The sequence below is a fragment of the Butyrivibrio sp. AE2015 genome, from assembly GCF_000420825.1.
Taxonomy (GTDB): Bacteria; Bacillota; Clostridia; order Lachnospirales; family Lachnospiraceae; genus Butyrivibrio.
The window spans coordinates 1-20,610 of sequence record NZ_ATVR01000005.1 but is presented as its reverse complement, the minus strand read 5'-3'; the positions used below and the strand labels follow the sequence as shown (position 1 = coordinate 20,610).

Genomic DNA, 20,610 nt, shown 5'->3' with positions numbered 1-20,610 from the left:
ATTTTGAATATTTCATTTTTTTAGAGATTATTTTTTCTTATACTGAATACTGTAATCAATATATGAGTTTCCCCAAGGGAAGCCATTTAGAGAAGGGAAGGGAATTATTATGAAAAAGAAGATTTTAAGTTCTCTGCTTTGCGCTACAGTTGCGGCTACAACAATTATTGGCTGTGGGCAGAGCGCACAAACAACTACAGAGACTCAGAGCGAAGCACCAAGTGAGGCTGCTACAGCTGAAGCTACTGCTGAGGCAGAAAATACTCAGGCTAAGGAGCCAGGGGAGAAGGTTACACTTTCAATTTACACACAGTATGCAGATGATGATACAAAAGTTCCATATGATTATGCAGTAGAGCAGCTTAAAGAAGCTTATCCTAATGTTGAGCTTAATCTTATTGTTCAGGCTCAGGATGACGGACAGACACTTAAAACTCTTGCAGCTACAGGACAGTTACCTGATATCTACCAGGCAAGTACTGATATTATCAATACTTTCCGTGAGTCAAATCAGATCATGGTATTAAATGATGTTGCAAAGTCAACAGGCTTCCTTGATAAGCTTTATGAAGCCAATAAGGATCTTGCATATGCAGAAGATGGAAATATCTACGCATTCCCATTTTCTGGACAGGAATATGTGCTCTGGTATTACAACAAGGCTCTCTTTGAAGAAAATGGCCTTGAAGTTCCAAAGACATATGATGAATTAAAGAATTGTATTGAAGTATTTAAGTCAAAGGGAATTACTCCTCTTGCACTTTTTGGACAGGAAGGCTGGAATACAGCAGCTGCCTATGACGTTGTAGCTACAAGATACACAGAGGGCGGTATTAAGGCACTTGATGAGGGAACAGCAAGCATCACTGATGAAGCTTACCTTACAGCAGCAAAGACATTGGAAGAGCTTGTTGCAGCAGGTCTTTTCCAGGATTCAGCAACAACAACAAATTATGATCAGGCATCTGAGATGTTCCTTTCAGGAAATGCTGCAATGTTCATAAATGGACAGTGGTATATTGAGGATGCAACAGCAGCTCTTGGTGAGAATGTTGACTGGATGTTCTATCCTGCAGCAGATGAAGCTTCTTATGAAGCTGGTAAGAGCGTATTCTCAGGCGGTGGAAGTGCATCTGGATTTGCAGTTAACCCTGATTCAGAGAATGCTGAGCTCGCAGCAGAAGTAGCAGAGTTTATCACAGAGAAGTACTGCGAAGCAAAGGTTATGTACAGACATAATCCACTTGTTGCTCTTGATACAGGCAAAGAACCAGATTCTGAGTATCCTGCAATGATGAAGAAGCTTTCAGACACACTTCCTTCAATCACAGCAACAACAAAGTTCACATGGGGACTTACAAATTCAACATTTAACGATGGTATACAGTCAGAGTCACAGGGACTTGTTTCAGGTCAGTTTACAGCAGATGAGTTCATTGCAGATATGAAAGACGTGATGGAATAATAATTATCAAAACTTGATAAACCAGGCGGCTTACAACGGCCGCCTGATTTTATGATAAGGGAGAACCACCATGAAAAAATACATGGGCAACAAGCTTGCAATATTTCTATTTGTTTTACCTGCACTTGCAATTTTTATAATTTTTGATTTTTTTCCGATCATCCAGGTATTTGCTTACAGCTTCACTGACTGGAATGGTCTTACAACACCGACTTTTCTGGGTTTAAAGAATTACATAGACCTTTTTAATGATAGAGTTTTTTATACCTCCAACAGAAATCAGCTTATTTTTGCAGTTATTATAACTGTATATCAGATGTTTTTTGCAACAGTATTTGCCATAACAATCTCTGACAAAAAGATGAAGGGCAGAAAGTTTTTGAGAGTTGCTTATTTCATACCTGTAATCCTGTCAGTAACAGTTGTATGTCAGTTGTGGAGCGCGATTTTAAGTGGCCAGGGACTATTGAATAAACTGTTTGAGACATTTGGTTCTGACTATACTCAAAACTGGTTAGGAGATAGATATAAGGCAATCTATGTCATTGCATTTGTAAATGCATGGCAGTGGATGGGCTATCAGTTTGCACTTATTGTTGCAGGAATCAAGTCAATACCTGCAGATTATTATGAAGCGGCTAAAATTGACGGATGCTCAAATGTGAGAGCACATATGAAGATCACGATACCTCTTCTTGCGGAAACATATAAGTTTTGCCTGATCATATCCTTAACAGGTGGTATAAAGGCATTTACTGAAATGAATATTTTGACAGGTGGTGGCCCGAATAAATCAACGTTCACGCTGACGTACATGATGTATAATGCAGCATTTAAGAAGTCTGATTACGGCTATGGTCTTGCATCTGCATCAATCATGGTTATTGAGTGCATGCTTGTAATGCTCCTTATCAACTTCATTTTCAGAGAAAAGAATCAGTTAAAAGAGGAAGAAAAATCTAAGAAGAGGAGGCTGTCATATGGAAACTAAAAGAAGCGTTTTACATAAAGTTTTTGTATGTTTTTGTTGGATATATGCAGCTTTTTCACTATATCCACTTATATGGATGCTCTTTTATTCATTTAAGACCAATCAGGAAATATTTGTCACAAATCCTTTTGGATTTCCATGGCCTTTACATTACGAAAATTACATAACTGCATGGACAAAATATGACGTGCCATTATACTTTTTAAACTCACTTCTTGTATCTATAGGAACAGTAGTTATTACAATCTTTTGTGCATTGCTATTTTCCTATGCAACAAGTAGAATGATTTGGAAGGGCAGAACTTTTACAAGACTGTTTTTAGGGCTTGGAATGTTTATTCCTGTACAGGCGATCATGATACCTGTAGTTAAGGTTGTTCAGAGGTTTAATCTCATGGGAACAAGATGGTCCCTGATTTTCCCTTATATAGCTATAAACCTTGCATTTGCCTGTATGGTATATTATGGATTTTTTAAAGGAATTCCTATGGAACTTGAAGAGGCTGCATGTATGGATGGAGCCAATATTTATCAGACATTCTTTAGGATCATTGAACCACTTGTAAGGCCGGCTACAGTTACGCTTGTAATTTATATTTTCCTAAATGCATGGAATGAATTCATTCTTGCCAATGTAGTAGTTGGAAGTATTCCTCAGCTTAAGACACTTCCTCTTGGAGTGTTGTTCTTCCAGGGGGAGTTTACGACAGACTGGGGTGGAATGGGAGCCACAATGGTTATAGCATCATTCCCTGCAATTATAGTTTATTCGATCTTCTCTGAGCAGGTGGAAAGCGCCATGACTATCGGAGGAGCAGTAAAGGGTTAATCTTGAATATGACATTAAAGGACATGGAGAGGCAGCATTCTGACAGGAAGCTTTCCGGTAAGGATAAAGCCCGCAACATGTCAATAAAGTATAAAATAGCATCAATGACAGTTGTAGTAGCACTAATACCAATAGTGCTACTTACTGTTTTGATGCTTATTTTTTATAACAGAGCAATTATGCAAAGAGCAGAAAAACAGATTGAAGAAAATATCAGGATCATGTCGGACAGGATCACATCTGTTTTGAAAAATGGCGAGCTTTGCTCAAATAATCTGACGATCGAGTTTAGTAATTTCTATAACGAAAGGATCATGAAGCAGGTAACAAGGGATGCGAGGATAACATCGCAGCTTTCCCAATCACTGCTTATTTATAATGGAATATCATCTATTGTTTTTATTGACTCTGAAGGGAGATTTTACTCAAGTGATCCCAAGCTTGAAGATATAAAGGATAAGATAATGGCTTCGGAGTACATATCATATTTAAAGGATATGGGCGGTAAAACTGTAATGATGGATCAGGCTGAAAACATTATGAACAGGGATGACAAAGAGATAGTAACCATGGGAAAACATGTCATAAATATTGTGACAGGAAGCCCTATAGGATATCTTTTTGTGAATATGGACAAGGATTATCTTATTGAATCTTCGCAAAGTGAGATAAGCTATTATTTCCTTTATGATACATTGGGAAACTGTATTTCTGAAAGCGACAGTAAAGAGCAGTTCTATTCTGATACAGATTTTTTAAGTGGCCTGATCAAAAGTCCTAAGGAACGCTTAAAGTATGGCGGCGAGACCTATCTTATGGCAAAGGACACACTTGATGAATTTAAGTGGACTGTTGTCGGGATCACAAATTTAAACAAGTTTAATGTGACAGGTAAGGACCTTTGGTTTATTTTGCTTACTACAGGTTCTATTTCTGCAGTTCTGCTTCTTTTATCAGTTGTTTTCTCAACCAATATAATAACAAGGCCTCTTAAGATATTGCATGACGGAGCCCAGCAGATAGCCGAGGGTGATATGAGCTACAGGTTCAGATTCAAGACAAGGGATGAAATAGGAAGACTTGGAAGAATCTTTAACTATATGACTCAGAGGAACTTAGAACTCCTAAATCAGGTAGATGAAGAGGCCAAAAAGAAAAGAGAATACGAGCTTGCCTTGATCCAGGAGCAGGTAAAGCCGCATTTTTTATATAATACTCTGGATATTATCATAATGCTCATTGAGATGAACAGGTCAAAAGAGGCTGCGAGAGTCACTCAAAAACTTGCTAACTACTACAAGAATTCTTTATCCGGCAGTGAAGAGATTGTCAGTATTGAACGGGAAATTCAGATAACAAGGGATTATCTTGATCTTCAGACCATGCGATATGGAGATAAGTTTAAGTACGATTTTGATATTCCTAAAGAGCTATTTGGGATTAATATTCCTAAGATGACGCTTCAGCCACTGGTAGAAAATGCAATTTACCACGGACTTAAGTACAAGGAAGACTGGGGCAAGATCACTATAACAGGGCAAAAAAACGGCGACATTATAAAACTGTATGTAACAGATGATGGAATTGGTATTGATGAAGATAAACTTGCGTCAATGCAGGAAAATCTAAAGAGAAATGAGATTCCTGAAGATGCGGACAGAAAGCATTTTGGCGTATATAGTGTTGATCACAGGCTCAGATTATACTTTGGTGATGAGTATGGCCTTAGCGTTGACAGCCAAAAAGATCAGGGGACGACTTTTACGATCAGGATACCTGACGTAAGCGAAAAGAGGTAAATTGTTTTGAATAAGATTATGATTGTCGATGATATGCCTATTTTTTTGGAGTATTTAAGAGGCTGCATTGATTGGAATGCATATGGTTTTGAAATCTGCTGCGAAGCCCATGATGGCAGAGAAGCGCTGCAAAAGATGGAGGAATATCTTCCTGATGTAGTTCTGACAGATATAACTATGCCATACCTAAACGGTCTTGAGCTTTCTGAAAAGATCATTAAAGATTATCCTGACACTGCAGTAGTTCTGATAACAGGAAATAATGAATTTGAATATGCGAGAAAAGCTGTAAAGATCGGTGTTTGCGATTATATAGTAAAGCCTTTTGAAAAAGAAGAACTGATCCTTAGTCTTTTAAAGCTACAGGATAATATTGGAAAAGCTGTAGAGAACTCTCTTAGAGATGATTACGTTTTGACAGATGAGCTCAAAGCTCTTATATATGCCGGGATATCAGATTCTGAGCATTCAAATGAGATTGAAGAGAAGATATTTGGATGGGGCTCCGGGGCAGGATATTTGCTGGGGCTGGTTAAATTTGACGGGGATATAAATAATAACAGTTCAAGGGAAGAACTAATGAACTGGGAGCGCCTCATTGCAAAAATGCTTGAGGATAAACTCGATATAGATGGTGAAGTAAAGATTTTTAATGATTTTGAAAATAACATCATCATTCTCATGCGCTTCAATAGAGCTTTTGATATAAGCAATTTCAAGGGATATGAGTTTACAGATATTATCGATGTAGTAAAGAACCAGCTTGGCTTTGATATTACAATAGTTCTTTCAAGGGCTGATGAGCTAAAAGGTGTAAAAAAGGCCTATGAAAGAGCGCTTGGAACAGTGATGGTCAAGGGACATGGAAAACTTATAGACCTTAGAGAAGAGTCAGAGCCACCTGTTTTTACTTCACTTGACGCAATCTTCAGGCTCAATAAGGATATTGAAAATCTCTTATCAGATGACGTTGAAAATGTTATCAATACGATGTGGCAGCATATTAGAGAAGCGCATCCTAAGGAAGATGGCCACGTTATCACGGATATGAATATTATAAGCAGTGCTCTCAGCGTACTTATGACTAATATTATCAATTCGGGATTTTCAATAGAGAAGATTTATGGCGATGGCTTTTCGCCGGAAGACTTTTTTTCCGGATCGATAGGTTCTGATGAAATGAAGGATAAGGTGATATATCTTTTTAAAAAGAGGATTGAATTTGAAAAGGATAAGAAAAAGTCCAAGTCAAGAGATGTTGCGCTTTCTGCCAAGGAATATATAGAACAAAACTATATTAACAGTGAACTATCAGTTGCTGACATATCGGAAGTGCTTTGCGTTAACCAGACTTATCTCAGAAAGATGTTCAAAAGTGAAATGAATATGACTCTCTCTGAATATATAACACAGGTGCGTATGCAGGAGGCAAAAAGACTTATCGCTGCAACAGATGAAAAATTATCATTGATTGCAGAAAAAGTTGGCTATAGCGATGTGAGTTATTTTTCAAATGTGTTCAAAAAATATTATGGAAATTCTCCACGTAGTATGAGCAAAGAGTAGTGTATTTTAGGCCATTTGTGGTATTATTTTAAATAACGAAATTTTCTGGTGACTTGATCTTAGAAGTGGAGGAGCTATGGTATTACTTGATATTTGTAAAAATGCGAAGGCTGCAAAGCCAGCAATGATAAAGCTTTCAACAAAAGAAAAAAATGGGGCTCTTTTGGCGGTTGCAGATGGTCTTATTAAAGATTGTAGCAAGATCCTTGAAGCAAACCGCATCGATTATGAAAATGGTGAAAAAAATGGCATGAATCAAGGGCTTTTAGACAGGCTAAAACTCGATAAAAAAAGAGTAGAAGCTATGGCTGAAGGTATCAGAGAAGTATCCGCACTTGAAGACCCTATAGGGCAGGAAATTGAACATTTTGAGAGACCAAATGGCCTTAAGATAAAAAAGATAAGAGTTCCACTTGGCGTTGTTGGAATAATTTATGAATCACGTCCAAATGTTACAGCTGATGCATTTGCTCTTACTTTTAAGTCAGGCAACGTGACTATTCTTAAGGGTGGAAGTGATGCCATAAACAGCAATATTGCAATTACAAATTCTATCAGAAACACTCTTCAAAGTCTTGGCATTACAGCAAATGCCATTCAGCTCATAGAAGCTACGGACAGACAGGTTACAACTGATTTCATGAAGATGAAAGAATACGTTGATGTTCTGATCCCAAGAGGAAGTGCAGGACTTATAAGAGCGGTTGTAGAAAACTCCAACATTCCTGTTATTGAGACCGGAACAGGTAACTGTCATATTTACGTTGATAAGGATGCTGATTTTCAGAAGGCAATTCCTATCATAATTAATGCTAAGACCCAGAGAATTGGCGTGTGCAATGCGGCAGAATCACTTATCGTTCATGAAGATATAATGGAGAAGTTCCTTCCTGAATTTGAAAAGGCCATGAAAGAACACTCTGTTGAAGTCAGAGCAGATAAGCCAAGTAAGGCATATATGTCTTTGGCCATTGATGCAACAGAAGAGGACTTCGGAAAAGAGTATCTTGATTACATTATTTCTGTTAAGTCTGTAAAGAGTGTTGACGAGGCAATTGACCATATAAATAAATATGGCACAGGTCATTCAGAGGCTATCATCACTGAAAACAAGGACGCAGCAGATAAGTTTTTGGCACTTGTTGATGCAGCATGTGTTTATGTTAATGCATCAACAAGATTTACAGATGGTTTTGAATTTGGCTTTGGGGCTGAGATAGGAATTAGTACACAGAAACTCCATGCAAGGGGACCAATGGGGCTAAAAGAGCTTACTTCCTATAAGTACCAGATCTGCGGAAATGGTCAGACTAGAAAATAAGGCATAAGAAGGAGTGGGTTTTTATGTTACAGGGTAATGAAGAAATACTAGAAGCAAAGAAACATATTATTGAAGTAGCAAGAGAACTTCATGAGATAGGGCTTCTTGTAAGAACTTGGGGAAATGTAAGTCAGAGGATTGATGAAAAGAGTTTTTTGATCACACCAAGTGGCATCAAATATGAAGATCTTACTGAGGATATGGTAGTAGTGGTGAATATTGATGATCTTTCTTACGAGGGAGATATTTTACCTTCCACAGAAAAGTGTGTTCATGCAGCCTGCTACAAGGAAAGAAAAGATATAGATTTTATTATTCATACACACCAGGTTTATGCCTCCTGTGTGGGAACACTTGGAATTAAGAAAGTATTATCATATCTTGATGATGAGGATGTTGAGATTCCTGTCGCAGCATTTGCCCTTCCGGGGAGCGAAAAGCTTGTTGAAAATACGGTTAAAGCTATAAAAAAGTTCCCTGATTGCAATGGCTTTATTATGGCTAACCATGGAACATTGTGTTTTGGTAAGAATTCAAAAGAGGCTATTTATGAGGCAGAAAAAATGGAAGTTGCCTGCAACAATTTCCTTATTGATGTCTGCAAGACAGATATTAAACACGGCGTTGAGTTTGGCTTTAATTCGCATCTTGAAAATGGTGAGATAGTTTATGATATCCCTGACACTCCAAAACGTGTAAGGCATATTCATGAGCTTATTTATGCCAAGAGGAAAGATGTAAAATACATTATCCACAATAAATCGGAAGCTGTAATGACAGTATCAAGACGTGCCAACCATATGCGTCCCCTTTTGTATGATTTTGCACAGCTTATTGGCGTAAGCGTAAAGGTCCCAAGTAATGAACATGGCAAAGATGGTATGAGCTATCACAATATTAAAAAGAACGTTAATGTTGTCTTTTCACTATATGATGGAGCTTACTGCCTTGGCGATTCTTATGACGATGCCATGGATGTGGCAGATGTTCTTGATAAGGGATGCATTGCTCATGTTGCTGTAATGAGACATGGCGAAGGCCACTTCCTATCACTTTTGGAATGCATAAAGATGAATAGATTTTATAGAAAATCTTACTCAAAGAGAGCAGAAATTGTAAAAAAAATAAATTGAAAGGCAGCATATAACATGATCAGAAGGCCGGAAAGTATCAAAAAAGGAAATACGATAGGTATAACAGCACCTTCTTTTGGTGCAGCAACAGAACCCTACAGTGTTCTTATTGATATAGCCATAAAAAATCTAAAAGAGAGAGGCTATAACATAATAGAAGGCAAGACAGCGCGAATGGGCGATGGAAAGGGAATAAGTACAGACCCGAAAGTCACAAGTGCTGAGCTTATGGAGTTTTATAAATCAGACGCCATAGATGCCATTATATCTGCCGGTGGTGGTGAGCTTATGAATGAAACCATCACTTACGTAGACTTTGAAGAGCTTAAGAACTGTAAACCAAAGTGGTATATTGGCTATTCAGATAATACTCATTTTATTTTTCCTCTTGTAACTATATCCGGGACAATGGGAATCTATGGCCCTTGCATAAATGGATATGGCAAGACATGGGAGGACACAGAAAATGATGCTTTTGCACTTTTAGAAGGAACAAAGACGGATTTTAAGGGCTACGATATGTATTCCTACAGCGATGAGCCATCTGATCCTGATGCTCCTATAGATTACGATAAACTCATGACCTATGATCTTAACCAGAAAAAGATATTGAGTTCTTTTGACTGCAGCAGCAAGAAGGCTGTGAAAGTGGGGGAGGATAAAGAACTTAAGTGTGAAGGAATACTTCTTGGCGGTTGCCTTGATGTGCTCTTTGACCTTGTTGGTACCAGGTTTGACAATATGAAAGAGTTTAAGAAAGAGCACAAGGATATAATCTGGGTATTGGAAGAATGCGATCTTAATGTTATGTCATACAGAAGAGCGCTTTGGAACCTCAGAGAAGCTGGATGGTTTGATGATGCAAAGGGCTTTATCATCGGAAGGGCAAGAGGAGCAAGAGGCGAAGAATTTACAGGAGTTGATGAGTACAACGCTGTAACTGATATTTTGGAAGGCTTTGGTGTTCCTATCATAATGGACGCTGATATAGGACATATTTCTCCAATGCTTCCGGTTATAATGGGAGCTCAGGCGAGAGTTACTGCTAAGGGTAATCTGTTTAATATTAAATATCTTTCATAAAAATAGAGGTACTTTCCAGGTTATAGTGGAAAGTACCTCATTTTATTTAGTAATCAGCTGACTTTACTTCCATCCAGGCATCATTGTAGAGCCTGTCTGTCTCAATTCCCAGATACTGGTATGACTCAGTATTTATTTTGTCGAGGTCAGGAAAGGCAACCTTGGAGTTGCGTATTGCGTCGTCTTCAATATTATCCTGAGCGACTGTGTTAGGAGTGGAGTAGGTAATGTACTCAAAGTTCCTAAGAGCTATGTCTCCGCGGCACATAAAGTCTATCCACTTTTCTGCATTTTCGACATTTTTGGAACCTTTGGTTATTACCCAGGAATCAATCCATACATTAGTGCCTTCCTTTGGTACTACATATTCAAGATCAGGGTTCTCACGGGCTGTATAGATTGCTTCGCCTGAATAGATCACGCCAAGAGCTGCTTCGCCACCGATCATCTTATCCCTAACCTGGTCAACAACGTAGGCCTGAACAAGAGGCTTTTGAGCAATAAGATCATCTGTTGCAATATCAATTTCTGAAGCATCTTTTGTATTCATTGAAAAACCGTTTTTGAGAAGTGCCACCATGAATGCATCTCTGACAGAGTCCTGCATAAGGATCTGTCCTGAATATTTGCTGTCCCATAGAATATCCCAACTGTCTACAGTTTCGTCAACCATAGTCTTGTTATACAGGATTCCGACTGTTCCCCAGCAGTAGGGCACAGAATACTTGTTTTCGGGATCAAAATCTTTGGATGATTCAAAGTACTGGTCACCAATGTTTACAATATTTGGAATATTGTCAAAGTTAAGCTCCTGTATCATGTCATTTTCAATAAGCTTTTGAATCATATAATCTGACGGGCATATAACATCATAAGCGGAGGTGTCCTGAGCCAGCTTTGCAAACATTATTTCGTTAGTTTCAAACATATCATATATAACATCAATTCCGGTTTCATCTTCAAACTCTTTTATGACCTCTTCATCTATATATTCGCCCCAGTTGTATACATACAACTTCCCGTTTGGATATGAAGCGCTGTTTTTTACTCCGCATCCGGATATCAGTGTACTTAATGTTGTGAGAGATAGAAATATACTTAAGAATTTCTTTTTCATATGTAACTCCAAAGTTAGTCTTTATTCTTCTTTGCAGGAACTCTGTAGACAAGCATGAGCAGAGTCAAAACAACTACAAATATTATTGCAGAAAGAGCGTAAATTTCAGGCTGGATACCTCTTTTTACCTCGTTGTAAATAAGAGTTGAAAGGGTTTCAAAACCAGAGCCTTTTGTAAAGTAGGTGATTATAAAGTCATCAAGAGACATTGTGAAAGCCATAAGTGCTCCTGATACGATACCAGGCCATAAATCAGGGAGAACAGTCTTGTAAAAGGCGTACAAGGGAGCTGCCCCAAGATCCAGGGCTGCCTCATATACATAGACATTCATATTCTTTATTCTGGGCATTACACTTAGCATGACAAATGGAATATTGAATGTAATATGCGCCAAAAGAATAGTGGTAAAGCCGGAACTTATATGTAAAAACCTAAAGAGCAGCATAAGTGATATACCTGTTACAATATCAGCATTTATCATTGGTATATTTGTGATGCTCATAATAAAAGAACGAAGTCTGGTATTAAGCCCTATCATTGCGATACAGGAGATGGTGCCGATAATAGTCGAGATGATAGTGGCAAGTACTGCAATTGATAAAGTGTTTATAAGTGCGCCGGCAACGGCTTCATCTGAAAGAAGATTAACATACCATTCAAGTGTGAAGCCTCCCCATTTTGCTCTGGATTTACTTGAGTTAAAAGATAAAACAATTAATGTGATTATGGGGGCATACATAAAGATAAGTAAAAGCCCCAGATATAATCTTTCAAGAACTTTTCTCATTTTTATTTACCTCCATGATTGCCTGAAAGAGCTTCAATGATCATGTTTATGAAGATGAAGATCATAAGCACGATTGAAAGCCCACTTCCAAGGTGCCAATCATACAGCTGTGTAAATTCCTGCTCAATGATATTTCCGATAAGAAGGATTTTGGAACCTCCAAGCATAGAGGAAATGGCAAAAGTTGTGAGGGCAGGAATAAATACCATTGTTATTCCGCTTAAAACGCCAGGAAGTGACAATGGGAATGTTATCTTAAGGAAAGTCTGAAGAGAATCAGCTCCCAGGTCTCTTGCAGCATTTATGACATTTTCATCTATTTTGCTAAGAGAATTGTAGATTGGAAGTATCATAAAGGGTAAAAAGTTGTAAACCATACCAAGGACTATGGCTGATGGCGTATTGATTATATTTATGGTAGGAAGGTGAAGTGATTCCAAAACAGTATTGATAACGCCTTTTCCTTCAAGCAAAGTCATCCATGTCAGAGTTCTTAAAAGAAAGTTCATCCACATAGGAAGAATGAAAAGAGTAACTATATAAGTATTCCTTGTAAGCTTCATGGATGAAAGGATCATTCCAAGGGGGTATGCCAAAAGAAGGCACACCAAAGTGCTGATAAGGGCAAGTCTTATAGACCTTATCAGAGCTTTCATGTAACCTGGCTTTGCAATAGTTGCTATATTTTCAAAGGTAAAAAATCCGTCCTCAGTTGTGAAACCGTAATAGATGACCATTCCAAGTGGTACAAGTATAAAGATAAGAGCCCAGGCCATGTATGGTGATGACAGAAGAGGGGCGGTATTTTTGTTTTTAAATAGTTTCACTTATTGCCTCCTCGTCTTCTGACTCAGGAACGTTCATTATCTGAATATTGTATGGGTCAACATTTATACCAACATTAGTGCCTATAGGTGAAAGCTTTGTTGAGTGCACTAAAAGCTCACGACCTCCAACCTCAACATCCATTTCATAATGGACGCCCTTGAAGGTAAGGTCAGTAACTATGCCTTTTAAAGTGCCGTTTTCAGGTGCAACCAGTTCAATATCCTCAGGTCTTATCACAACGTCAACAGGTTTATTTTCACCAAAGCCTTTATCTACGCATGCGAATTTAGCTCCTAGAATCTCTACAAGTTCATCGCGGATCATTGTTGATCTGATAATGTTACTGTCGCCAATAAAGTCTGCAACAAAGGCATTTTCAGGTTCGTTATATATTTTTTCGGGAGAACCTTCCTGCTGGATGTAGCCCTGGTTCATGACAACGATGTGATCAGACATTGTGAGGGCTTCTTCCTGATCGTGTGTTACATAAATAAAGGTAATTCCCAGTTCTTCTTTAAGTCTTTTAAGCTCATACTGCATGTCCTGACGCATTTTAAGGTCAAGTGCTCCCAAAGGCTCATCAAGTAAAAGAACTTTTGGCTCATTTACAATAGCTCTGGCTATAGCAATTCTTTGCTGCTGACCACCGGATAAAGATTCAGGGCTTCTGTTTTCATAGCCTTCAAGATTTACAAGTTTAAGGGCATATTTGATCTTGTCTTTTATATAACTGTCAGATTTGTTCTTTATTTTAAGACCAAATGCGATATTTTCTGCTACTGTCATATGTGTAAACAGAGCATACTTCTGAAAGACAGTATTAAGCTGCCTTTTGTTGGGAGAAAGACTTGTTATGTCTTTTCCGTCAAATATAACATGTCCATTATCAGGTGTTTCAAAACCACCTATTATACGCAAAGTTGTAGTCTTGCCACATCCGCTTGGACCAAGGAGTGTAACAAAAGAATTCTCATATATAGAAAGATTAAGGTCATCCAATATAAGCTGGCCATCATATGACTTACTGATATGTTCAAGTGTAATTAAGTCTTTACCCATTTCCTGCTCCTGATTATTAAAAAAGTATAAAGTTGACTTACTTTATTTTAATAAAGTTGTAGTAAGTGTCAATTACTTTTTTGTGTGATCTTTATGCTGTTTTTGTCACAGACAGTAACGATTGTTCCGTAGGTGGTATCGTAAGTTTCTATACCAAGTGAAGATAATAGATCAATAAGCTTATCTTCAGCGGGCCTTTCGCTTGAAGTGCTAATAATAGCAAAATCAGGATCAACAATAGAAAGCAGGGTGGCTGTGTTTTTGGTATAGCCTCCATGGTGAGGCATTTTGATCCAGTCTGCGGTCAAAGAGTAATCATCATTTATTACCTGCTCAATCCTGTCTTTTTCAATGTCTCCCGCAAAAAGAAATTTCTTTGTACCAAAGGTTATCATTGAAACCAATGACATGTTGTTGTCCATATTCTGACTGTCTGAGAGTAAAGCTTCCGGTGATGATGCAGGGTAAATATCAACAGAAAGGTCATTATAGTCAAAAGAGATATTTTCATTTACAAAATAAACATTTTCCCTTGTCTTTATGCTGTCCATCAGACCTGCATAATATTCCTTCTGGCTCACATAGTCGGCAAGATAAATGTTCTTTACATCTACTGAGGATAGTATTTTTACAGCACTTCCTATATGATCTTGGTCATAGTGGGTGAGGATAAGAAAGTCTATTTCTGTAATTGAATTATCCTTTAGGAAACTATCGATAGTAGAATAGGCATCATAAGTTCCTGTATCGATCATTCCGACAATGTCATCGACCTGCAGTACGGCACAGTCAGCTTTTCCTACGTTTAAATTGGTTATGGTAAGACTACCTCCAGCGATTTCTGATGGTATATCAGAGGTGCTGGAATTGCCATGTGCTATAAACTGAGCAAGACCTATCAATAGGATCAAAAGACATATGATAAGAATTAGTAATAGACCTGAGCGTGATTTGTTTTTCTTCATTTGCTATCCTTTTTTGTTTTTTTATTAGTTTTATTATGGCATTATTTTGTGTCGGGTGTGTAAAAAAATAATAAAAAAGCTTAATTATTGATTACCTTCATGTACACATGATATATAATCAAATTAGAAATGTAATATTGATAATAATGCGAGGTGTTCCAATGAGTGGTGGATTAGGAATTATAGCTCTTGAATCATTTGCAGAATCAGCAAAAAGAATCGATAAGATCCTTTGCGAGTGGCGCGGCGCAGACAGTTTTCTAATTGAATGTATATGCCCAAGATTTTCAAGCGGTGAAGGTAAAGCTGTGTTAAAAGAATCTGTCAGGGAAAAGGATATTTTTATCCTGGTGGATGTGTGCAACAATTCTATAAAGTACAAATTCGACGGAGAGTATAACAGAATGTCTCCCGACGATCATTATGCTGATCTTAAGAGGGCTATTGGCGCCTGCAATGGTAAAGCAAAATCCATTACTGTGGTTATGCCGTTTCTTTATGAAAGCAGGCAGCACAGAAAGGTTTTGAGGGAATCCCTTGACTGTGCTCTTATGCTAAGAGAATTAGAGCTGCTTGGGGTTGATAATCTGATCACCTTTGATGCCCATGATCCAAGAATGCAAAATGTACTTCCTTTAAATGGTATTGAGAATATTTCTCCAACTTTACAGTTTACCCAGGCTCTTTTGACTGAGTATGATGATATTGAAATTGATTCGGAGCATCTCCTTATCATAGCACCTGATGAGGGAGCAACTGAGAGAGCGGTATTTCTTTCTTCCGTTTATGGCGTTAATCTTGGTATGTTTTATAAAAGAAGGGATTACAGCCGTGTTGTTGATGGGATGAATCCCATAATTGCGCATGATTTCTGCGGCGGCGACATAAGTGGTATGGATGCGATCGTAATTGATGATATGATCGTTTCAGGCAAGAGTATGCTTGATGTCTGCAGGCAGCTCAAGGATAGAGGCGCAAAAAGAGTATTTATTTTTGCAACCTTTGGTCTGTTTTCTTATGGCTTTAAGGAATTTGATGAAGCATATGAAAATGGCTTTTTTGAAAAGATATTTACAACTAATCTTATTTATCAGAAAGAAGAACTGCTAAGTAAAGAATACTATTACAGCGTCAATATGAACAGGTATATAGCATCTGCCATAGACACCTTAAATAGAGGAAAATCCATGTATAAACTTGTAAGACCACAGGACAGGATCAAGGAAGTTATTGCAGAGTATAAAGCAAAAGACGTTTAAAGTTTTGATTTCTTGTGATAGAATGTAGAAAATACGTAATTCTAGGAGGCAAACTAGTAATGGCTGGTAAAGATAAATACGTAGCTTATGTGTCAAGTTATACATCCGGACTGGGCACAAAGTATGGAATCAGAATTTATGATGTAGATCTTGAGAATGGAAGGCTTTATGAAAAGCAGAAGGTTGAAATAACCAATTCTTCTTATATTGGAATTTCACATGACAATAAAACTCTTTATTCCATAACTGATGCAGGAGTAGAGTCTTATCATATTCTTCCTGACGGAAGCCTTGAATTTTTAAATGAGGCTTCTATCAATGGTATGCGTGGTTGCTACCTCAATATGGATCAGAGTGATAAGTTCCTTATTACTGCAGGCTATCATGATGGCAAGGTTACAATATTGAGACTTAATAAGGATGGCAGCATCGGTGAGATCACTGATGAGAAATATCACAAGGGCCTTGGTACTGCAGCAGGACGTAATCATGTTCCTCATGTTCAGTGCATCAAGGTTACAAAAGACAACAAGTATCTTCTTGCAGCAGATCTTGGAATGGACAGGATCAATGTTTATTCACTTGATATGGAAACAGGAAAGATAAAAGAAGTTGATGTGATCCACTGCGATCAGGAATCATCTCCTAGACATATGCAGTTTTCAAAGGAGGGCAAATTCCTTTATGTTTGTCTTGAGCAGAAGTGCTCTATAGAAGTTTATTCTTATGAAGATAAGAACGGAGATCCTGAATTTGAAAGGATTCAGTCAGTATCAACTTCTGAAGAGGCTGATTCAATCGGTGTTGCAAGCAGCGCACTTACCTTCTCAGAGGACTACAATTATCTTGTAAGTTCAACAGCAGGTGAAAACAATGCACTTGTATTTAAAGTAGATAAAGAGACAGGACTTATCACTAATAAGATCCAGCTTCCTGTTGCAGGTGAGTATCCTAAGGATGCAGCTCTTTTCCCTGACAACAAGCACCTTGTATCTCTTAATCACGAGTCAGATACACTTACATTCTTTACAGTTGATATGGACAAGGGAACAATGGTCATGAACGGACCTGAGCTTCCTGTATCAAGACCTAACTGTATCGTTTTCCATAAACTTTAATTCTTGAAATCAGAGCCTTCGCCAAGGTGCGAGGGCTTTTGGCTTATATTGGGAGGAAAATATGTCAGGATCTGTATTTGGTAAAAATATAAAGATGTCTACCTGGGGAGAGTCGCACGGAAAAGCGCTTGGGGTAGTGATTGATGGATTTCCGGCTGGAATGGAGCTGGATATTGCAGATATTCAGAAGTTTCTTGACAGGAGAAAGCCTGGAACGTCTCCTGCAAGCACACCAAGAAAAGAGGATGATGCTGTTGATATTCTTTCCGGCGTTTTTGAAGGAAAGACAACAGGTACGCCAATTTCTCTTATTGTAAACAATACTTCCCAAAGATCTCAGGATTATAGCGAGATCGCACAGTATTACAGACCGGGCCATGCAGATTTTGGCTTTGACGAAAAGTATGGTTTTAGGGACTATAGAGGTGGCGGACGTTCCTCTGGAAGAGAGACAATTGGAAGAGTTGCAGCAGGTGCTATTTGCAGTAAACTCCTTAATGAGATGGGCATTAAAGTTATGGCGTTCACCAGAGCAATCGGTGATGTCGAGATTGATGAAAAGAAATTTGATGAAAAGAATATTCTTTTGACTCCGACAGCAATGCCTGATCCTGAAGCAGATAAAAGAGCGATGGAACTTATTTCCAAGTGTAAAGAAGAAATGGATTCTGTAGGTGGAGTGGTAGAATGCCGTGTTACAGGTCTTCCTGCAGGAGTTGGAGAGCCTGTGTTTGATAAGCTCGATGCTGTTATTGCTCATGCTGTTATGAGTATAGGTGCTGTTAAAGCAGTTGAAATAGGTGATGGTACGAGAGTATCAAAATTTCACGGATCAGAAAATAATGATGAGTTTGTGATGAGTGATTGTTCTGTTGAAAAAAGAACTAATCATGCTGGTGGTATTCTTGGTGGTATTTCTGATGGAAGCGAAATTGTGATCAGAGCTTATTTCAAGCCAACTCCGAGTATTGCAAAGACTCAGAATACAGTTAATAAGTCAGGAGAAAATATTCAGGTGAGCATCCATGGGCGACACGACCCTGTTGTAGTTCCGAGAGCTGTGGTTGTAGTGGAGAGTATGTGTGCTCTTTGTACACTTGATCTTTTGATGTCAAATATGCTCTCAAAAGCAGAGAATATAATTGGATTTTATAAGAAATAACCGGAAATTAGAAAAGAGGAGCCTTGTGTTGTGAAACAAAGGCTCCATTAATGTTTTTTATTTTGTAGTCATAGCCTGCTCGGAATCAACTTTGGCGAAGAGGTCGTTGATCATTTGATCAGAAAACTTATAAGTTTTATTTAGTAGATTATGAATTGTTTCATCTGGCAATCCATCTTCTCGGCCGAAACGGATAGTATTCAACGCATCTTCTTCCTTGGTTTCACGTTTTATAGATAACTCACGATCCCACTGTCTCATATATTCGTCGATGACCTCCTTGCGATTTTTAATCTTGGCAACGATATCCTCGATTGCATCAATATCATTATTAGGAGCAGAAGGTTTCTGCCCTGACACTATATATTTTAGCATTTCCTGAAGCTTTTTACTATGTTCCGGTGAGATACTGATTATGTGATTATTTTAGCTGTGATTACGGATTAGCACATCTTGTAGTTAACCCTGGAAATAAACTTCCGGATTTTCCATGAGCGGGGTAAGACACCATGTACTCCGAACATTTGATGAATATTTGCTTCTGGCTATTGACAATATGATTAATTGGGGTTAAGATTCATAAAATTGAATCAATAATGTTAATAGATAACGTTACCTTTTCCACATATCACCAAAGGAGAGGATCATGACTATCAGTGAGAGGATATTTGAGCGTTTAAGGCAGCTTGATATGACACAGAAAGAATTTGCCAAGAAAGCAGGGATTCAGCAGAGCACCATTAGTGAATGGAAGAAGAACAGGACCAATCCATCATCTGACAAGGTACTGGCAATATGTAAGGCTTTGGATGTATCCCCGGAGTGGCTTCTATCAGGAGTTGACCCGGCAGAGAGTCGAGGAAAAAATCAAATGTATTACACGGTTGATCTGAGTACAGATAGCGGAATCCTTTTATCTGAGTTTAATAAGCTTGATAAACAGGAAAGGAATAGAATACTTGGATATGTTGCGGTGTTTGCGGCAATGCAGAAGGAAAGAAAACAACGTGAATAGGGTGCAAATGCGCTGTTTTGTCCATTATATTTTTTAAGAATAAGATTCATAAAATTGAATATTAATGGATATACTGTAATTATAATATCAGGGAAGAGAGTATATATTAGTATTGAGAGTAATATATCAAAGGTAATTGATGTATCTTCTGAAAGGGCAAAGTATGATGAGAATGTTAAACAGATTCTTTCAGATAAGCAGATACTGGCCAGAATTCTGAAATATACATTAGAGGATTTTAAAGATTCAAACATCGAAACGATAGTCAAAAATATAGATGAGCCAGAGGTTTCAAAGGTGAGGATAGAACCCGGCTTAACTAATACACAAAAAATCAGGAAGGAGTCTGAAGAAGATAATGTTCCCGGAGAGGGGAAGATTTTTTTTGATATAAGGTTCTCTGCATATGTTGGTCGTGAACCGATAAAGATATTGATCAACATAGAGGCTCAAAAGAGTTCTGACAAAGGGAGACTCGGTTATCAGTTGGATAACAGAGTGATTTATTATCTTGGACGAATGATATCTGCTCAGAAGGAAGTTGAGTTTGCAAGGTCTGATTATGATAATCTTAAACCTGTGCGTAGCATATGGATATGTATGGATGCTTCGGATGATGAAGATTCTATTAATCGCCTAGTCCTTCGCCAGGAAACAATCTTCGGTAAAAATATGGAACTTTTTAATCTCGATAAGTTACAAGGTGTTATAATCAGATTAAGAAGTAATGAAAAAGTAGAAAAGTCCAGGAATACTCTGATAGCAATGCTGGAGGAACTACTTGGTAAAGAAAATGAGATAGAAAAGAAGAAAAGGTTGTCAGAAGAATTTGGTCTTGTGATGAGCATAGAGACTGAAAGGAGGCTGGGCGAGATGTGTAATTTAAGTGAAGTATTAGTAGAGAAAGGAATAGAAAAAGGACAGACCGATCTTGTCGAAGTAATAAAACGATTAAGAAATGGTGAGAGCAGTGCAGACATTATAGAGTCTGGTGTTGATGAGCGTACAGTAAATTTGGCGCTAACTATTAAATAAAAAATAGTTGATAGAGGCTTATACCTCCGGTCATCATCTGATGGCCGGAGGCATTTTTACAATTATTATTTGGTTAG

19 protein-coding genes are annotated in these 20,610 nt (G+C 38.0%); 13 read left to right on the top strand and 6 right to left on the bottom strand.

The window, feature by feature from the left end:
* Positions 1 to 109 precede the first annotated feature (109 nt).
* The 8 genes from G585_RS0104045 to G585_RS0104010 all read left to right on the top strand — a co-directional run bounded on the left by G585_RS0104045 (position 110) and on the right by G585_RS0104010 (position 10,187).
* Complete coding sequence (locus G585_RS0104045; protein ID WP_022773159.1) at positions 110 to 1,465, top strand: ABC transporter substrate-binding protein; 1,356 nt, start codon at positions 110 to 112, stop codon at positions 1,463 to 1,465.
* Positions 1,466 to 1,535: 70 nt separating this feature from the next.
* Positions 1,536 to 2,456, top strand: coding sequence for a carbohydrate ABC transporter permease (locus G585_RS0104040; RefSeq protein ID WP_022773157.1), 921 nt, complete (start codon positions 1,536 to 1,538; stop codon positions 2,454 to 2,456).
* Positions 2,446 to 3,285, top strand: coding sequence for a carbohydrate ABC transporter permease (locus G585_RS0104035; RefSeq protein WP_022773156.1), 840 nt, complete (start codon positions 2,446 to 2,448; stop codon positions 3,283 to 3,285). Before G585_RS0104040 ends, G585_RS0104035 begins: the two co-directional genes overlap by 11 nt.
* Before the next feature lie 8 nt (positions 3,286 to 3,293).
* Positions 3,294 to 5,084 carry a sensor histidine kinase gene (locus G585_RS17055; RefSeq protein ID WP_022773155.1) on the top strand — a complete coding sequence of 597 codons (1,791 nt, stop codon included), beginning with the start codon at positions 3,294 to 3,296 and terminating at the stop codon, positions 5,082 to 5,084.
* Between the two features lie 6 nt (positions 5,085 to 5,090).
* Positions 5,091 to 6,650 carry a response regulator transcription factor gene (locus tag G585_RS0104025; RefSeq protein ID WP_022773153.1) on the top strand — a complete coding sequence of 520 codons (1,560 nt, stop codon included), beginning with the start codon at positions 5,091 to 5,093 and terminating at the stop codon, positions 6,648 to 6,650.
* A 76-nt stretch (positions 6,651 to 6,726) separates the two neighbouring features.
* Positions 6,727 to 7,971: a glutamate-5-semialdehyde dehydrogenase gene (locus tag G585_RS0104020; RefSeq protein WP_022773152.1), complete on the top strand. Its 1,245-nt coding sequence runs from the start codon at positions 6,727 to 6,729 to the stop codon at positions 7,969 to 7,971.
* 23 nt (positions 7,972 to 7,994) lie between these two features.
* Positions 7,995 to 9,104: a class II aldolase/adducin family protein gene (locus tag G585_RS18735; protein ID WP_022773151.1), complete on the top strand. Its 1,110-nt coding sequence runs from the start codon at positions 7,995 to 7,997 to the stop codon at positions 9,102 to 9,104.
* A 15-nt stretch (positions 9,105 to 9,119) separates the two neighbouring features.
* Positions 9,120 to 10,187, top strand: a complete 1,068-nt coding sequence (locus tag G585_RS0104010; protein WP_022773149.1) for a S66 family peptidase — start codon at positions 9,120 to 9,122, stop codon at positions 10,185 to 10,187.
* Between the two features lie 46 nt (positions 10,188 to 10,233).
* On the opposite strand, the gene G585_RS0104005 is transcribed toward G585_RS0104010, so the two are convergent.
* The 5 genes from G585_RS0104005 to G585_RS0103985 form a co-directional block, all read right to left on the bottom strand.
* A complete protein-coding gene (locus tag G585_RS0104005) occupies positions 10,234 to 11,304 on the bottom strand; it encodes an ABC transporter substrate-binding protein (RefSeq protein WP_026663761.1) in 1,071 nt (356 codons plus the stop codon).
* 14 nt (positions 11,305 to 11,318) lie between these two features.
* Complete coding sequence (locus tag G585_RS0104000) at positions 11,319 to 12,092, bottom strand: ABC transporter permease (protein WP_026663760.1); 774 nt, start codon at positions 12,090 to 12,092, stop codon at positions 11,319 to 11,321.
* 2 nt (positions 12,093 to 12,094) lie between these two features.
* Positions 12,095 to 12,868, bottom strand: a complete 774-nt coding sequence (locus G585_RS0103995; protein ID WP_034481221.1) for an ABC transporter permease — start codon at positions 12,866 to 12,868, stop codon at positions 12,095 to 12,097.
* A gap of 37 nt (positions 12,869 to 12,905) precedes the next feature.
* Positions 12,906 to 13,979, bottom strand: coding sequence for an ABC transporter ATP-binding protein (locus tag G585_RS0103990; protein ID WP_022773147.1), 1,074 nt, complete (start codon positions 13,977 to 13,979; stop codon positions 12,906 to 12,908).
* Positions 13,980 to 14,047: 68 nt separating this feature from the next.
* Positions 14,048 to 14,944 (bottom strand): ComEC/Rec2 family competence protein, encoded by an 897-nt coding sequence (locus G585_RS0103985; protein WP_022773145.1) that lies wholly within the window; start codon positions 14,942 to 14,944, stop codon positions 14,048 to 14,050.
* Between the two features lie 161 nt (positions 14,945 to 15,105).
* Here G585_RS0103985 and G585_RS0103980 point away from each other — a divergent pair, with 161 nt between their 5' ends.
* From G585_RS0103980 to aroC, 3 genes are all read left to right on the top strand, one after another.
* Positions 15,106 to 16,203, top strand: coding sequence for a ribose-phosphate pyrophosphokinase (locus G585_RS0103980; protein ID WP_242829983.1), 1,098 nt, complete (start codon positions 15,106 to 15,108; stop codon positions 16,201 to 16,203).
* A 59-nt stretch (positions 16,204 to 16,262) separates the two neighbouring features.
* Positions 16,263 to 17,321, top strand: coding sequence for a lactonase family protein (locus tag G585_RS0103975; RefSeq protein WP_022773142.1), 1,059 nt, complete (start codon positions 16,263 to 16,265; stop codon positions 17,319 to 17,321).
* Between the two features lie 61 nt (positions 17,322 to 17,382).
* Positions 17,383 to 18,483, top strand: coding sequence for a chorismate synthase (gene aroC, locus G585_RS0103970; RefSeq protein WP_022773141.1), 1,101 nt, complete (start codon positions 17,383 to 17,385; stop codon positions 18,481 to 18,483).
* A 57-nt stretch (positions 18,484 to 18,540) separates the two neighbouring features.
* On the opposite strand, the gene G585_RS0103965 is transcribed toward aroC, so the two are convergent.
* Entirely contained in the window at positions 18,541 to 18,843 is a 303-nt protein-coding gene (locus G585_RS0103965; protein WP_155827740.1) for a hypothetical protein, read from the bottom strand.
* A gap of 286 nt (positions 18,844 to 19,129) precedes the next feature.
* Between G585_RS0103965 and G585_RS0103960 the strand changes: the two genes are divergently transcribed.
* Both G585_RS0103960 and G585_RS17045 read left to right on the top strand, forming a co-directional pair.
* A complete protein-coding gene (locus tag G585_RS0103960) occupies positions 19,130 to 19,498 on the top strand; it encodes a helix-turn-helix domain-containing protein (protein ID WP_022773138.1) in 369 nt (122 codons plus the stop codon).
* A gap of 54 nt (positions 19,499 to 19,552) precedes the next feature.
* Positions 19,553 to 20,533: a hypothetical protein gene (locus G585_RS17045; RefSeq protein ID WP_022773137.1), complete on the top strand. Its 981-nt coding sequence runs from the start codon at positions 19,553 to 19,555 to the stop codon at positions 20,531 to 20,533.
* Positions 20,534 to 20,610: the final 77 nt, after the last annotated feature.

Coding starts and splice junctions, on each gene's coding strand:
- G585_RS17055 (WP_022773155.1), top strand. CDS start 3,294: ATGACATTAAAGGACATGGAGAGGCAGCATTCTGACAGGAAGCTTTCC.
- G585_RS0103990 (WP_022773147.1), bottom strand. CDS start 13,979: ATGGGTAAAGACTTAATTACACTTGAACATATCAGTAAGTCATATGAT.
- G585_RS0104005 (WP_026663761.1), bottom strand. CDS start 11,304: ATGAAAAAGAAATTCTTAAGTATATTTCTATCTCTCACAACATTAAGT.
- G585_RS0104040 (WP_022773157.1), top strand. CDS start 1,536: ATGAAAAAATACATGGGCAACAAGCTTGCAATATTTCTATTTGTTTTA.
- G585_RS0104020 (WP_022773152.1), top strand. CDS start 6,727: ATGGTATTACTTGATATTTGTAAAAATGCGAAGGCTGCAAAGCCAGCA.
- G585_RS0103975 (WP_022773142.1), top strand. CDS start 16,263: ATGGCTGGTAAAGATAAATACGTAGCTTATGTGTCAAGTTATACATCC.
- G585_RS0103995 (WP_034481221.1), bottom strand. CDS start 12,868: ATGGCCTGGGCTCTTATCTTTATACTTGTACCACTTGGAATGGTCATC.
- G585_RS0104010 (WP_022773149.1), top strand. CDS start 9,120: ATGATCAGAAGGCCGGAAAGTATCAAAAAAGGAAATACGATAGGTATA.
- G585_RS0103980 (WP_242829983.1), top strand. CDS start 15,106: ATGAGTGGTGGATTAGGAATTATAGCTCTTGAATCATTTGCAGAATCA.
- G585_RS0104045 (WP_022773159.1), top strand. CDS start 110: ATGAAAAAGAAGATTTTAAGTTCTCTGCTTTGCGCTACAGTTGCGGCT.
- G585_RS18735 (WP_022773151.1), top strand. CDS start 7,995: ATGTTACAGGGTAATGAAGAAATACTAGAAGCAAAGAAACATATTATT.
- G585_RS0104035 (WP_022773156.1), top strand. CDS start 2,446: ATGGAAACTAAAAGAAGCGTTTTACATAAAGTTTTTGTATGTTTTTGT.
- G585_RS0104000 (WP_026663760.1), bottom strand. CDS start 12,092: ATGAGAAAAGTTCTTGAAAGATTATATCTGGGGCTTTTACTTATCTTT.
- aroC (WP_022773141.1), top strand. CDS start 17,383: ATGTCAGGATCTGTATTTGGTAAAAATATAAAGATGTCTACCTGGGGA.
- G585_RS0103960 (WP_022773138.1), top strand. CDS start 19,130: ATGACTATCAGTGAGAGGATATTTGAGCGTTTAAGGCAGCTTGATATG.
- G585_RS0103985 (WP_022773145.1), bottom strand. CDS start 14,944: ATGAAGAAAAACAAATCACGCTCAGGTCTATTACTAATTCTTATCATA.